General features: G+C 40.7%; 14 protein-coding genes. 10 read left to right on the forward strand and 4 right to left on the reverse strand.

All coding sequences use genetic code 11. The features are described 5' to 3' along the window. Positions 1–79 precede the first annotated feature (79 nt). A complete protein-coding gene (locus tag SFRI_RS20195) occupies positions 80–1,081 on the forward strand; it encodes a glycosyltransferase family 9 protein (protein WP_011639337.1) in 1,002 nt (333 codons plus the stop codon). 56 nt (positions 1,082–1,137) lie between these two features. Further along, positions 1,138–2,091 (forward strand): ADP-glyceromanno-heptose 6-epimerase, encoded by a 954-nt coding sequence (gene rfaD, locus SFRI_RS20200; RefSeq protein ID WP_011639338.1) that lies wholly within the window; start codon positions 1,138–1,140, stop codon positions 2,089–2,091. A gap of 100 nt (positions 2,092–2,191) precedes the next feature. Here rfaD and SFRI_RS20205 read toward each other — a convergent pair whose 3' ends face one another. Together SFRI_RS20205 and SFRI_RS20210 are read right to left on the reverse strand one after the other, a co-directional pair. Beyond that, positions 2,192–2,584: an FAD synthase family protein gene (locus SFRI_RS20205; protein ID WP_011639339.1), complete on the reverse strand. Its 393-nt coding sequence runs from the start codon at positions 2,582–2,584 to the stop codon at positions 2,192–2,194. 8 nt (positions 2,585–2,592) lie between these two features. Next, positions 2,593–3,651, reverse strand: a complete 1,059-nt coding sequence (locus SFRI_RS20210) for a CDP-glycerol glycerophosphotransferase family protein (protein WP_011639340.1) — start codon at positions 3,649–3,651, stop codon at positions 2,593–2,595. A 218-nt stretch (positions 3,652–3,869) separates the two neighbouring features. Between SFRI_RS20210 and SFRI_RS20215 the strand changes: the two genes are divergently transcribed. Then, complete coding sequence (locus tag SFRI_RS20215; RefSeq protein ID WP_011639341.1) at positions 3,870–4,985, forward strand: glycosyltransferase family 9 protein; 1,116 nt, start codon at positions 3,870–3,872, stop codon at positions 4,983–4,985. Positions 4,986–5,026: 41 nt separating this feature from the next. Further along, positions 5,027–5,875 carry a glycosyltransferase gene (locus SFRI_RS20220; RefSeq protein WP_011639342.1) on the forward strand — a complete coding sequence of 283 codons (849 nt, stop codon included), beginning with the start codon at positions 5,027–5,029 and terminating at the stop codon, positions 5,873–5,875. 42 nt (positions 5,876–5,917) lie between these two features. Here the strand turns inward: SFRI_RS20220 and SFRI_RS20225 are convergent, their stop codons facing one another. Further along, a complete protein-coding gene (locus SFRI_RS20225; RefSeq protein WP_011639343.1) occupies positions 5,918–6,949 on the reverse strand; it encodes a glycosyltransferase family 9 protein in 1,032 nt (343 codons plus the stop codon). 110 nt (positions 6,950–7,059) lie between these two features. Between SFRI_RS20225 and SFRI_RS20230 the strand changes: the two genes are divergently transcribed. Continuing rightward, positions 7,060–7,788, forward strand: a complete 729-nt coding sequence (locus SFRI_RS20230; RefSeq protein WP_011639344.1) for a 3-deoxy-D-manno-octulosonic acid kinase — start codon at positions 7,060–7,062, stop codon at positions 7,786–7,788. A gap of 89 nt (positions 7,789–7,877) precedes the next feature. Here the strand turns inward: SFRI_RS20230 and waaA are convergent, their stop codons facing one another. Further along, positions 7,878–9,140, reverse strand: a complete 1,263-nt coding sequence (waaA, locus tag SFRI_RS20235; protein ID WP_011639345.1) for a lipid IV(A) 3-deoxy-D-manno-octulosonic acid transferase — start codon at positions 9,138–9,140, stop codon at positions 7,878–7,880. 117 nt (positions 9,141–9,257) lie between these two features. Here waaA and SFRI_RS20240 point away from each other — a divergent pair, with 117 nt between their 5' ends. The 5 genes from SFRI_RS20240 (at position 9,258) to glpG (ending at position 13,835) form a co-directional block, all read left to right on the forward strand. After that, complete coding sequence (locus SFRI_RS20240; protein ID WP_011639346.1) at positions 9,258–9,920, forward strand: TetR/AcrR family transcriptional regulator; 663 nt, start codon at positions 9,258–9,260, stop codon at positions 9,918–9,920. Positions 9,921–10,247: 327 nt separating this feature from the next. Beyond that, positions 10,248–11,441, forward strand: a complete 1,194-nt coding sequence (locus SFRI_RS20245; RefSeq protein ID WP_011639347.1) for a glycine C-acetyltransferase — start codon at positions 10,248–10,250, stop codon at positions 11,439–11,441. 86 nt (positions 11,442–11,527) lie between these two features. Continuing rightward, the gene (tdh, locus tag SFRI_RS20250; protein WP_011639348.1) at positions 11,528–12,553 is read left to right on the forward strand and encodes an L-threonine 3-dehydrogenase; all 1,026 of its coding nucleotides are present in this window, start codon (positions 11,528–11,530) and stop codon (positions 12,551–12,553) included. A 125-nt stretch (positions 12,554–12,678) separates the two neighbouring features. Then, the gene (gene glpE, locus SFRI_RS20255; protein ID WP_011639349.1) at positions 12,679–12,987 is read left to right on the forward strand and encodes a thiosulfate sulfurtransferase GlpE; all 309 of its coding nucleotides are present in this window, start codon (positions 12,679–12,681) and stop codon (positions 12,985–12,987) included. Then, entirely contained in the window at positions 12,984–13,835 is an 852-nt protein-coding gene (gene glpG, locus SFRI_RS20260; RefSeq protein ID WP_011639350.1) for a rhomboid family intramembrane serine protease GlpG, read from the forward strand. Before glpE ends, glpG begins: the two co-directional genes overlap by 4 nt. Positions 13,836–13,901 lie beyond the last annotated feature (66 nt).

Below are 13,901 nucleotides of genomic sequence, written 5' to 3' on the forward strand. Positions count from 1 at the left end.
AAAATCGTTAAAAGTCACAATACAATAAGCCCCATCATCTGATGGAATTAAGTTAATATTTTATCTTTCAGACAGTCATATGAAAAAAATCTTAGTCATCAAACACGATAAAATTGGCGATTTTGTACTGACATGGCCAGCACTTTACTTACTCAGAAAAGCAATGCCCGAAGCGACTATTGATGTATTTGTCGCACCGGTTGTTAAGTCCTTTGCTGAAGCCTGTCCATATGTAGACAACACTATTATCGACTCAAAAGATGATGCAGACATTGCTGAGCAAATTACGAAGCAAAATTACGATGCAGTGATCGTGCTGTTATCAGAATTTCGAATTTATAAAATCCTTAGCAAAAGCAATATTCCATATAAATTAGTACCTAAACATAATTGGTATCAATATTTATATAAACATCGGGCAAGCAATGAATACTTAAACAGTGAAGGTTGCTGGCGAGGTGCATGTATGCTGGTAGAGCACTTCTTAACTCATCACGGTTATGCCATCCCTAAACTACCTGATAGATTTTGGGATATGAGTGATCGCAAAGAATATTGGCAACAACACTACCAAAAGTTAACCAACGAAAAGCTAATTTTTATTCATCCAGGTACCGGCGGCTCTTCTGGTTGCGTACCTGTAGAAAAGTTAGTTCAGTTAATGATAAATGTTGATAAACTGACTCAATCACCATGTCATTTTATTTTAACATTTAACGGAAGTGAACTGGAGCTAGCAAAAGAAATTCAAACTTTGCTGGCCAATACCTCAATTAAAATATCGCTGGCTAAGCCGTTAGACCGTTTGATTGATTTTTCCGAATCATTGGTTGCAGCAGACATGTTTATTGCAGGTTCAACAGGGCCTCTGCATATCGCGGGCTTACATAATGTGCCTACTGTTGGATTTTACGCAGGAAGACGCTCAACACCCCATATTAGATGGGGAACATTATCTGAACCAAGCAAACGATTTGCTTATACGCCTCCAGTAGGAAAAAGAACGGGTCGTAATATGGCGTTAATCAATTTTGATCAGGTATCGAATGAAATAACCGACTTTTTGAACAAACAATCTTAGATTGTCGCAGTGTGTTAAATTAGCTCATCGCGAGCAACAATAATGGAAATACAAATATGATAGTTGTGACAGGCGCAGCCGGGTTTATTGGTAGTAATTTAGTAAAACAACTTAATGCCATGGGCCGAAATGACATTATTGCGGTAGACGACTTAACCGACGGCACCCAGATGTTCAATTTAGCCGATTGTGAAATTGCTGATTATCTTGATAAAGATGATTTCATTAAGCAAATCAAAGCGGGCGATTTTGATAACAAACTTGAAGTCATTTTCCATCAAGGCGCTTGCTCATCGACCACCGAGTGGGATGGCAAGTTTATGATGGCCAATAACTTCGAGTATTCAAAAACATTATTGCATTACAGCCAAGCTAATAACTGCCAATTTATTTATGCTTCTTCTGCATCTGTCTATGGTGGCAGCGAAAAGTTTATTGAGCAACGTGAACTTGAAAAGCCACTCAATGTCTACGCTTACTCTAAGTTCTTATTCGATCAGTATGTAAGACAGCAAAAACTCACTGGTCAAGTGGCAGGATTACGTTATTTCAACGTCTATGGTCCGCGTGAACAACACAAAGGCGGCATGGCCAGTGTGGCTTTCCACTTTAACAATCAAATTAACACTAATGGCGTGTGTCGTTTGTTTGAAGGTGTTGATGGTTATGAAAATGGTCAGCAACTTCGTGATTTTGTGTTTGTCGAAGATGTGGTTAAAGTCAATTTATGGCTATGGCAGAATCCATCTGTATCGGGCATATATAACTGCGGAACAGGCCAAGCGCAAAGCTTTAATGATGTTGCCAATGCTGTGATTGCTTATCATGGTAAAGGGCACATTGAATACATTCCTTTCCCAGACAAATTGAAAGGCGCTTATCAAAGTTATACCCAAGCAGATTTAACTCAATTAAGAGCTGCTGGTTATCAAGGTGAGTTTAAAACGGTTGAGCAAGCAGTACCGGAATATTTAGATTGGCTTAAAACCCAACATTTTATTGGCCAATAACGGTTTATCACTCTTACTAGCCTAAAAATAGCTTAACAGAAACATGCTATGGCGTTTTTTATCCATAGCATGTTTCTGTTTTATAGAGATGACTAACTCACTATCTAATTTCTTTAACGATCTCAATTAACATTGTTGTTGAAATCGCAGGGGTTCTTGGTAAATACACTACTTTACATAGATGAGATAGATGATCAAAACGTCCCTCCCAATCATCCCCCATCACTAAATAATCAGCTTGATACTTTTGAATGTACTCTGCTTTAAGCTCTAATGACTCTTCAAGAAAAACTTGATCTACACAGGATAGAGCCGCGACAATTCTCATTCGATCGATTTCATCGCAAATAGGGTTTCGTTGTTTTTTACTAAAATTAAGAGCATCAGATGACACCCCAACAACCAGCTTACCGCCTAACTCTTTCGCTCTTTCTAAAATATTTAAATGACCAATATGAAACATGTCAAAAGTACCGAATGTAATAATGTTCATCTAAATCCTTATTCTAATAAATAGTCAGTAATTCTTTGGCTACAAAGGCCATCAACAACACCCACTAGCTCTGCCGTATATTGCGTCCGTTGAGGCGCAAACAACTCTGGATGTGTTATCTGTTGATCAACAACTTGCTTTAATTCTTTATATGTTCTGGCATGCGCAGCAATGTCTGCGTAGCGGTATAAATCTTGATCGACACGATTCTTAAACCTGAATTTAAAAATCCCACGATAAGACCAACGTAAGTGATAAAAATCACACCATACAACAGGTTTATTTAATGCGGCAAATTCAAATAAGGCAGATGAAGCATCACTAATTAATACATCGGCAGAGACCATAAAAGGTAATAAATTTGCTTCTTCAGCAGGCGCTAAATAAACATTGTCGAAACTAGCCCAGTGAGTTAGCAGCGCTTTTTGTTTTTTATAATTTGATTTACTCAATGAAAAATAATGTGGTTTGAGCAATATATTATATTCAGAAAATTGAGATGGCCAATTTTTAGCCATTTCTTCAATGCTGCTTGGATAAAATGTCGGCGCATATAACAAGGTTTTTTTATTAGCATCTAATCCTAAAGAGGCTAAGTCTAAACCCTGTTCAACTCCTTGGATAATTGGATCTAGCTTGGCATAACCTGTATCAATGAACACTTTTTCAGGAAACATCTCCTGTAATCGCTTTAAACGATATTGGCCTTCCACAAAGCGAACTTCAATATCGCCTTTTGAAACAGTATAATATACCGACTTTGGCCCGACACCATGCTGCATCAAAGCAGTCTGACTGATCCCTTGTAATCGTGACGCTGAAGCAAATGCATTACCGAACACAACCCATTTAGGCTTGTTCAACAAATAAAATTCAAGCGCTTCTGATTCATCATTAACCCAGACAACATTTAGTTGATGCTTACTTACAAGCGCTTCCAATACCGACTGCTGATCAACACTCTTGTAGATAACATATGTCACAGGAACCGAACGCTTCTGTAGCTCTGCAGCGACAGGAAAGTATTGTGGTAAATAATAGGGATGTAAAACATCAAAACAAATCATCGCAAGTCAATTCCTATTAATAATTCCGCATCAGAATTTGCAAAGAGTACTAGTATAAATGATAACACGCCTCAATTTACATCTAATCCTCTCAACCGACCAATCTGATATCAAATGAAATCAATACATCTATTCGCTTTTCTCAAGGTATTGATTCAAAAAGCCCTCTTTTCAAGGTATTATTTCAAGTATAACTATCAACAAAGCTGTCTATTCATATGCCAATAGTGTCTATAAAGCAATTGCAAACATGTCAACGCTTACTGTTTATTTCGCCAGTTGCGTTAGGTGACTTTCTTTACTTAAAAACCTTTCTTATCGCTTTAAAAAAGCAATATGCTCATATTGAAATCGACATATGGTTAGATGATATTCGTTGTAATAGTGATAGCTGGCGCTTATCTAGAAGCAAAATTTTGCAACAATGGATGGATACAGAGGGTGCCTTTAAGCTCACTTACGGCTGCACTGATTCAAAATTAGCAATGCAAAGCCATGTGGAGCAAGCCAAACTGCGTAAGTATGACATTATTTTTTGTCATTCTGTCAGTAAAAGTCGACAATATTCACAAATCGCTCGCAGCATAAACGACAAAGCGTTTATCGTGTCGAGTATCCCTAAAAGTGCTTCATTTGGATGGTTAAACAAGATATTTTTTCGCCATTCAGACCATACTTTTATTTTAGATGAGAGTAACTTACCTAAGTCGCACCACATTACTGACAGATACAATATGATATTTAGTGAAGTTTTGGGGCTTACCTTAACTTCCGAGCAATTAATGCCGACGTTAAAGACCCCAGACGCAATTGAACCCATTACTCAGTCGTGGTTAAACTCCAAATTTAGTGACCCAGAAAAACAAGGGAAACTCATATTTTTAAATCATTTATCAACCAATGAGAAAAAAGATTGGAAATTATCACAATTATTCTCCCTCATTGAAAAAATATCGGCAATTGATTCTAGCCAACGTTTCATTATTAATGTCACTCAAGAAAACTTTGACTCTGTTAGTATTGAAACTGAAAAATTTACGGCTCGAACAAATACGCAAACGGCTGTTTTCACCGTTAACGAACATTTTTTTGAACTACCATCACTCATTGCACACTCCGATTTTGTGATAACAGTCGATACGGCAATATTGCACTTTGCTTTTGCTGCTCAACGTCCTTTATTAGCAATGATGCGTGAGAAAAAGCCTTATTGGGCACCACCAGAAAGTGAGGTATCGCATGTCATGTATGCAACAGAAGGTAGAGGCCACATTGAAGACATCAGCGTTGACCGAGTATTCCAACAATATAAAAAAATGAACTCTCTCGGTTAAAGACTTAACACCCAATACATAAATATACGCAAGGTGAACGGATGAAGAAGGCTATTTTTACACTCGCTATTGGCGATAACCCAATGTATCGCGCTGCCATTGCCAGCTTTAAAGCTTATGGTAAAAGAATTGGGGCTGATGTCATCGTTTCAGATCAACTGCATTATAAAATTCATGTCAGTAACCCTAAATTTGACTCAAGCCCGGCATGGTCCGAAAAGCTATATATTGCAGAGATACTCAAAGAATATGATCGAGTACTGTATCTGGATGCAGATATTATCGTGACACCTTGGGCACGAGATATATTTGAACTATATTCAGACCTTGATACAGTTTATATGTTCAATGAGGGACGTCATCGCGATCGAAGTGAGCAAGCGGTGCAAATCAATAATATCTTAGGCGAAGTAGATTGGCCAAAAGAGGACGATCGGATAGTTTATTACAACTCTGGAATGTTTCTGCTATCGAAAGAAACCGGCCTATTTGATAAAGCAAATATTGAAGAAATGCAGGCCATTTGTAACAACGTTAAATTTTACGATCAAACCTATATTAACTATCTCATCAGGAGAGATAATATAAAAAACATAGGTGTAGAAGCTAACTTTAATCGTATGCAACTTTTAGGACATGATGATTATCAAAAAGCAGATTTCATTCATTATTCAGGTAGAGGTTATCGCCAAGATATCCCTATGAGAGAATTGAAATACATCATCGATTTCTGCGATATGTTCAACGATACATTAACAAATGAACAAATTCTTGAGTATAAAAAACAAGCTTGGAATTGGTACATACTCAAACAACATCGAAAAACAAAGCTACCTGTAGCACTTCTAAGTGCGATATTTGGTTTATTCCGCGGCAAGTATAAATATTAAACCCGAATACAGATAATGACAGCTCGCTTAAAGGCGAGCTTTTTACTGCTTAATGAATTGATCAAGCTGAGCCTTTACCTGATCAACTTCTATCATCACCATTAAATGCTCACCTTTAGCACGCGTGCCCCATTTAACAGGTGCATCAAATTGCTTGGCGATCACTTGTGGGTAAACACTGACAGTGTACTGGCGATAAAGGTAAGGTCCAGTTCGCCCTGGGTTTGAGTGAGCATATAGACCAATCACTGGCGTACCTTGAGTAACAGCCATATGCAAGGGTCCGGTGTCAGGTGCGAGCACTAGCTTGGCTTGTTTTAACACTGCAAGTAGCTGAGTCAAAGATGTCTTGCCTACTTGGTTGTCCAATGGCTGTTGGCTATGAGATTGAATCACATCCGCTAGATTTTTTTCTAACGCGGTTGGGCCGCCGCACAACATTACTCTGAATCCCTGCGTAATAGCATAATCAGCAACGGCAGCGTAACGCTCTGGCAGCCAGTTGCGTTCGGCCTTACTGGCTGCTGCGCAAATCACCATGACTTTATCATCGCCCACCAGTTGTTTGGCAAAGTCGGTATCGGCTTGTGGTACAGGAATATTCCAGCTTGGCGTTAAGTCTTCTACACCAATGGCTTTAGCAAACCCCATAAAACCATCTAATACATGCGGTGTGGCCAATGGCTCAACGGCGTGATTGGTCACCAACCACTGGCCTTCTTTGGCTCTGGCCTTATCAAATCCGACCCGAATTCGCGCCTTGATCATTAATGAGGCTATGGTGGCACGAAGTGCAACTTGCATATGTAGCAGCACATCAAAACGTTGGCCTTGTAAATCACGACGTAACTGAATATAGCTACGCCAGCCCTTGGACTTGTCGAAAATAACAAACTGGATCCCAGGCAAATGCTTGAGTAATTGATATTCAACCTTACCAATAATCCACGTAATACTCAGGTCTGGATACTGTTTTTGAATAGCCTGCACCATTGCTACTGCGTGGCAAACATCACCAATGGCAGACAAACGCAGTAAACATAATGAACGTATCGCACTAAAGTCAGCTTTCATTGATTATCCAATATGCTTGAGTGAAGAATTAAGGCGGTGAAGGCAAGTTAGTGATCTTAAGGTATAATGTTATTTCGATCCACAATCTAACCAATGCTATTGATAATTAGATGCAAATAAAAAACACCCAACTTGGCCATATTGCATGGTGTGAAACCACTGCCCAACACATAGCACCGCAAGACTTCGCGGTTGATGGTTGGCGAGAAAAAAATGCAGTGGTGGGTCAGTCCAAAGGCCGTTACACCACATGGTTTGTCAAAACCGATAACTCGGACAGCCCGCAAACATGGGTGTTACGCCATTATTGGCGCGGTGGAATGATGGAAAAATTCAGCCGAGATGCCTACTTCTATACCGGCCTACAACGAACCCGTGCTGTGGCAGAGTTAGCGATCCTTGAAGTTTTGTATCAAGAAGGATTTGCGGTTCCACGCCCTATTGCGGCGAATGTTGAACGTTTTGGTTTATGGTATCGAGCCGATATAATTATTGAACATGTTGCTGGAGCAAATGATTTAGTGGCTTACTTAAGCCATAACCCAATGACAGAATCGCAATGGTATTTATTAGGCGAAACCATTGCCAAATTTCATCAGCGTGGGGTATATCACGCCGATTTAAATGCCAAAAACATCTTACTGGCACATGGGGAATTCTATTTGATTGATTTTGATCGAGGCGAATTACGTACACCACAGCCTACATGGCAACAAGCCAATTTAGACCGCTTGCTACGTTCTTTTAACAAAGAGCACGCTAAACTGACTACGCTGCAATTTAGTCAACAGCATTGGCTGCAATTACTTGCAGGTTATCAAAGCATCAACCCAATCTAAAGCTAACTCGGTATGGGGTAGTGATAAAAATAGACGCTAACTTGCGTCTATTTTTATACGTTTATGTTCAAATGACTAACAGTAAAAGGTTACACGATGAGTTCATTAATGAAGGTAAACTGCTTTAAAAGCGCGCCCCGATTTTGCTCAACTACAGCTAATCCAGCAAAGGACGCAGATTGATACATATGGCTATCGGTAAACTTATTTTGTAATTCTTGCGCCAATTCATCCGCAGAGCTAATACAGATCAATGCGCCGGCATCGGCAAGTAATTGGGTAATTTCAGCAAAATCCCAATGGTTGGGGCCAACATACACAGGTAGCCCCATAGCAGCAGGCTCTAGCGGATTATGACCACCATTATTAATCAATGTCCCACCAACAAATGCCTGATCCGCTGTACCGTATAGCATCACTAGCTCCCCCATAGTGTCGCCAAGTAATACCTGAGTCTGGCTATTAACCTCATCATTCATACTACGTCTCGCTAACACCAATCCAGATTGGGTAATGGTAATAGCGGCTAAATTAAATTGCTCAGGATGTCGAGGCGCCATAATCAATAATGCATTCGGGAAACAAGCTAATAGCTGTTTATGAGCACTCAAAATGGCCTCAAACTCGCCGGGGTGAACACTCCCTGCAACCCAAATAGGTGAATTAACCCGATCCCACTTGGCTCGAAGCGTGTTGGCTTGCTGTTCTTTGATGGGATCAATAGTGAGATCAAACTTCAAACTGCCACACACATGTATGCTCTGACTAGTCACTCCCAGGGTAATAAACCGTTCGGCTTCAGCTTTAGTTTGTACGGTAATCAAGTTGAGTTTGTTTAACATCGGCACAGCCAAACGACGCTTTTTAGCATATTTATCAGCGGACTTTTGCGATAAGCGTGCATTGGCTAAAATCAGAGTCACGTTTTGCTGCTCTGCAAAGTGGACTAAGTTTGGCCACAACTCGGTCTCCATGATAATGCACACTTTGGGCTGTAATTGGCGTAAAAAACGTTTAATTGCATATGAAAAATCAAACGGTAAATAGCAATGCTGGACTGTATCGCCAAATGCTTTAGTCACTTCAGCAGACCCTGTTGGACTGGTTGTAGTAACGGTAAATACGTAATCTGGGTGCGCAGTCATCAGCTGCTTAATCAACGGAATCGCCGCTAACGTTTCTCCCATCGACACACTGTGGATCAACACATCCGTTTTGGTTAACTTAGCAAAACCAAAACGTTCAGACCAACGGCTACGATAGTCGACACTTTTTATGGCACGAAATGCTAAATAAAGAATCACCAGCGGAAACAACAAATATAGGAACAAAGAATAAACAATACGGTTCATGTAAGATGGGTCATCGATTTTTGCTTGTCAGATAAGCACAATGTTAACATACTCATATTAAGTCGGCTTAACGAATTATTTGAGCGACAATAAGTCAATAATGAATATGGAAATCACATGAAAACCCGCGATAAAATCATTTTTGCCAGCTTAGAACTATTCAATGAACACGGTGAGCGTAGCATTACCACCAACCATATTGCAGCGCATTTAGGCATTAGTCCGGGCAATTTGTACTATCACTTCCGCAATAAAGAAGACATCATCAATTCAATTTTCAGTCTATATGAAAGTCATTTAGAGTCAGGCTTTAAGCCTTATGATGATGTGCCTATTACGATTGAATTATTAATGGGTTATTTTGACGCCATGTTCTATACCTTATGGCAGTTTAGGTTTATGTATGCCAACTTAGCCGATATTTTAAGCCGTGATGATGCGCTAAAGAAACGCTACTTACATGCTCAACAACAAGTACTGACTCGCTCAAGCGATGTACTGCGCAAACTCAAAAAAGACGGTTTCCTAGACGTCGATGATAATAAAGTAACCGCGCTTGCCGACACCATTAAAATGATGGTCAGTTTCTGGATTAGCTACCAATTAACTCAATCTAGTACATCAACCATCACTAAAGCCACGCTATACGATGGGTTATTAAGAGTATTGATGATTTTTCAGGCTTACTCGACTCCCACTTCAACCGCAACATTTTGTCGTTTAGAGCAACACTACTTAGACATAGCCAGCCAAGAACGCCATAGCATCGCACAAATATAAGCGAAGTATTTCGTTTTCCTCGCAGCGATTACAGAATTTCCAATCCACTAATAACCAACTACAATTGAATTGGTTATTAGCGGATTAATTTAGGGTTATCACCCGCCTTTCAAATCCCGCCACCTACATGTTAATGATTAGTTTTTTTAATGTGAATAAGTCGATACCCCTAATCTAACTCATGTTGGTCTGACGACTAAAAAAAACGCTGTAGAGCGGCAAAAATAAAGGTTAGAATGCCAATAACTCCAAAACACCCTGTCATTTATCGCGGTGTTTTACTGCGTGATTTGGATAAGCATAATAACCATATTTAGGAGAACACAGGTGGCATCTACCTCTTTTTACGACCGAATTAATCAGCAAATTATCGATGTGAAAGCCGATGGTTTATATAAAAGTGAGCGCGTCATCGCTTCCGCTCAACAAACGGCTATTCAAGTTAACAGTGAAGAAGTGATTAACTTCTGCGCCAATAACTATTTAGGTTTAGCGAATCATCCTGAACTTATCAAAGCAGCAAAAGCCGGTTTAGACAGTCACGGTTTTGGTATGGCATCGGTACGATTCATTTGTGGTACTCAAGACATACATAAGCAATTAGAAGCTAGCCTAAGTGCTTTTTTAGGTATGGAAGACACCATTTTGTACTCGTCTTGCTTCGACGCTAATGCCGGTCTTTTTGAAACGTTATTAGATGCAGAGGACGCTATTGTGTCCGACGCGCTTAACCATGCTTCAATTATTGATGGCGTGCGTTTATGTAAAGCTAAGCGTTTTCGTTATGCCAACAATGACATGGCCGACTTGGAAACTCAGCTCATTGCAGCCCAAGCTGCTGGTGCACGTAACATTTTGATCGCCACTGACGGTGTATTCTCAATGGATGGTGTAATCGCTAACCTTCAAGGTGTATGTGATCTAGCAGATAAGTACGGCGCATTAGTGATGGTCGATGACTCTCACGCAGTTGGCTTTATCGGTCAAAATGGTCGTGGAACCCATGAATACTGTAATGTCATGGATCGTGTCGATATTATTACCGGTACATTAGGTAAAGCGTTAGGTGGCGCCTCGGGTGGTTTTACTGCAGCGAAAAAAGAAGTCGTTGAATGGTTACGTCAGCGCTCTCGCCCTTACCTGTTTTCAAACTCATTAGCGCCTTCTATTGTTAGTGCGTCTATCCGTGTGCTTGAAATGCTAAAAACGGGTCAAGACTTGCGTGAAGCAGTATGGGAAAACAGTCGTTATTTCCGTGAGCAAATGTCTGCTGTTGGTTTCACCTTAGGTGGTGCAGACCATGCCATTATCCCTGTCATGATTGGCGATGCTAAATTGGCCGGCGATTTTGCTAACCGTTTATTACAAGAGCATATTTACGTGGTCGGTTTTTCGTTCCCAGTGGTACCAAAAGGCCAAGCGCGTATTCGTACCCAAATGTCTGCTGCGCACACTCGCGAGCAACTTGATCATGCTATTGGTGCCTTTACCCGTATTGGTAAAGATATGGGCATTATCTAATCTAACTTGGTTAATGAAAGCATAGATTAATAACAGCATCGCGTAGTAATCGCTAAAGATAGCTCAGACTAAAATAGGTCATCAACATGAAAGCATTAAGTAAGTTAAAGCCTGAAGAAGGCATCTGGATGGTCGATGCACCAAAACCAGAAATGGGTCACAACGACCTGCTAATTAAAATTCGTAAAACAGCTATTTGTGGTACTGACGTGCATATCTATAACTGGGACGAATGGTCGCAAAAAACCATTCCAGTTCCGATGATTGCCGGTCATGAATATGTCGGTGAAGTAGTCGATGTTGGCCAGGAAGTACGTGGATTTAGTATTGGTGATCGTGTATCTGGAGAAGGTCACATCACCTGTGGTCACTGCCGTAACTGTCGTGCTGGCCGTACCCACTTATGCCGTAATACTTCAGGCGTTGGTGTGAATCGTGACGGTGCGTTCGCCGAATATTTAGTGCTACCAGCGTTTAACGCCTTTAAAATCCCTGCGGATATTCCAGATGATTTAGCGGCTATATTCGATCCATTCGGTAATGCAGTACATACTGCATTGTCGTTTGATTTAGTCGGTGAAGACGTGTTAATTACCGGTGCAGGCCCTATTGGTATTATGGCTGCTGCGGTTTGTAAACACGTTGGGGCTCGTCATGTTGTAATTACTGACGTAAACGAATACCGACTTGATCTTGCCCGTAAAATGGGTGCGACTCGCGCAGTAAATGTTGCAACAGAAAACCTTAAAGATGTCATGAAAGAACTTGGCATGACAGAAGGCTTTGACGTCGGTTTAGAAATGTCAGGCGTACCATCGGCATTCCACGCGATGTTAGACACCATGAACCACGGTGGTAAAATTGCCATGCTAGGTATTCCTGGTGGCGAAATGGCCATTGATTGGAGCAAAATCATTTTTAAAGGGTTGATCATCAAAGGTATTTATGGCCGTGAAATGTTCGAAACTTGGTACAAAATGGCAAGCTTAATCCAATCTGGCTTAGACTTGTCACCCATCATTACTCATCACTTTAGTATTGATGATTTCCAGAAAGGCTTCGATGCAATGCGTTCAGGTCAGTCAGGTAAAGTTATATTGAACTGGGATTAAGCTTTACTGTCTCAGTATTGTGGCTTAATGAGTCAGTACACCAACAAGGGGTTGTATTTATACAACCCCTTGTTGCAAACTGGCGCTAAGCACATCGCTATTTGTACATTTTTATAGGTAATATCATGTCTGGTTTTAAACATTTGTCTATCAATGAGCTTATCCATATGTCGACTGAATCTAACGACATACAAGTTGTTGATATTCGCGACGCAGCGAGTTTTGCTGCTGGCCATATTGAAGGTGCGACCCATTTAACCAACGAAAATCTAGCTGACTTTATTGGTGATGCTGATATGGACAAGCCTGTCGTTGTTGTCTGCTACCATGGAATGAGCAGCCAAAGCGCAGCCAGTTATTTAAACGAACAAGGTTTTGACGACATCTACAGTTTAGATGGTGGTTATAGTGCCTGGAGCTTGGCTCACGCATGATAGAAATCGGCCAATTACCTAATGCACGTGCAGCACAGGCATTTATTGACTACCTAAAAGGGTTAAATATTCAATGCCATGCCGTGACTCATTCTCAAGGTGTTGGCCTAATAATTACTAACCCCGCCGATGAAAACCAAGCTCGCGCCGAGTTAATTGAGTTTGCTAAAAACCCATACGATAGTAAATACTTGCAAGCCTCTTGGGACAACGGTGCAACGGATACCAAATTTGACTATGGCCCAGGAACTAAAGGCTTAATTCAACAGTTTATGACAGGTGCAGGCCCACTGACATTAGTGTGCTTTTTTGCTTGTGTTGCCGTTTTCGCGGGCATGAACCTTGGTTTTGCCGATGCCATCTTCACTAAGTTATCTTTTTTTAGCGCCGTTGCGGACAGTGATGTAAACCAAGTGTGGCGGGTATTCACCCCAAGCTTAATGCACTTTTCTGCTATGCATATTATCTTTAATTTGCTGTGGTGGTGGTACTTAGGCGGTAAAATTGAAACAAATTTGGGGACTAGACCGTTACTGTTTTTATTAGTTGTCGCGGGCACTTTGCCTAATATTGTGCAGTTTTACATGACAGGACCTAATTTTGGTGGCTTGTCTGGCGTCGTGTACGCTGTGGTAGGTTACACTTGGCTAATGGGTATTCGTAAACCTAGCTGCGGTATTAGTTTGCCGCAATCTTATATGGGATTTATGCTCGTTTGGTTGGTTCTCGGCTTTACTGATGTGTTAGGCATGCCAATTGCGAATGGCGCCCACATTGCAGGGCTTTGTGTTGGGTTAGCTCAAGCATTATTTGATAGTAGAACCTCACCAACAACTAAAACCAGCTAACCATAAATAAAAATGCCACTTTAAGTGGCACTCTTTTTATCATTAATCCGCTTATAGTCACAATAC

It is taken from the genome of Shewanella frigidimarina NCIMB 400 (assembly GCF_000014705.1).
GTDB classification, from domain to species: domain Bacteria; phylum Pseudomonadota; class Gammaproteobacteria; order Enterobacterales; family Shewanellaceae; genus Shewanella; species Shewanella frigidimarina.

Bases quoted from the DNA above. Each gene is read 5' to 3' on its own strand.
- SFRI_RS20195 (WP_011639337.1), top strand. From the start codon at position 80: ATGAAAAAAATCTTAGTCATCAAACACGATAAAATTGGCGATTTTGTA.
- rfaD (WP_011639338.1), top strand. From the start codon at position 1,138: ATGATAGTTGTGACAGGCGCAGCCGGGTTTATTGGTAGTAATTTAGTA.
- SFRI_RS20205 (WP_011639339.1), bottom strand. From the start codon at position 2,584: ATGAACATTATTACATTCGGTACTTTTGACATGTTTCATATTGGTCAT.
- SFRI_RS20210 (WP_011639340.1), bottom strand. From the start codon at position 3,651: ATGATTTGTTTTGATGTTTTACATCCCTATTATTTACCACAATACTTT.
- SFRI_RS20215 (WP_011639341.1), top strand. From the start codon at position 3,870: ATGCCAATAGTGTCTATAAAGCAATTGCAAACATGTCAACGCTTACTG.
- SFRI_RS20220 (WP_011639342.1), top strand. From the start codon at position 5,027: ATGAAGAAGGCTATTTTTACACTCGCTATTGGCGATAACCCAATGTAT.
- SFRI_RS20225 (WP_011639343.1), bottom strand. From the start codon at position 6,949: ATGAAAGCTGACTTTAGTGCGATACGTTCATTATGTTTACTGCGTTTG.
- SFRI_RS20230 (WP_011639344.1), top strand. From the start codon at position 7,060: ATGCAAATAAAAAACACCCAACTTGGCCATATTGCATGGTGTGAAACC.
- waaA (WP_011639345.1), bottom strand. From the start codon at position 9,140: ATGAACCGTATTGTTTATTCTTTGTTCCTATATTTGTTGTTTCCGCTG.
- SFRI_RS20240 (WP_011639346.1), top strand. From the start codon at position 9,258: ATGAAAACCCGCGATAAAATCATTTTTGCCAGCTTAGAACTATTCAAT.
- tdh (WP_011639348.1), top strand. From the start codon at position 11,528: ATGAAAGCATTAAGTAAGTTAAAGCCTGAAGAAGGCATCTGGATGGTC.
- glpE (WP_011639349.1), top strand. From the start codon at position 12,679: ATGTCTGGTTTTAAACATTTGTCTATCAATGAGCTTATCCATATGTCG.
- glpG (WP_011639350.1), top strand. From the start codon at position 12,984: ATGATAGAAATCGGCCAATTACCTAATGCACGTGCAGCACAGGCATTT.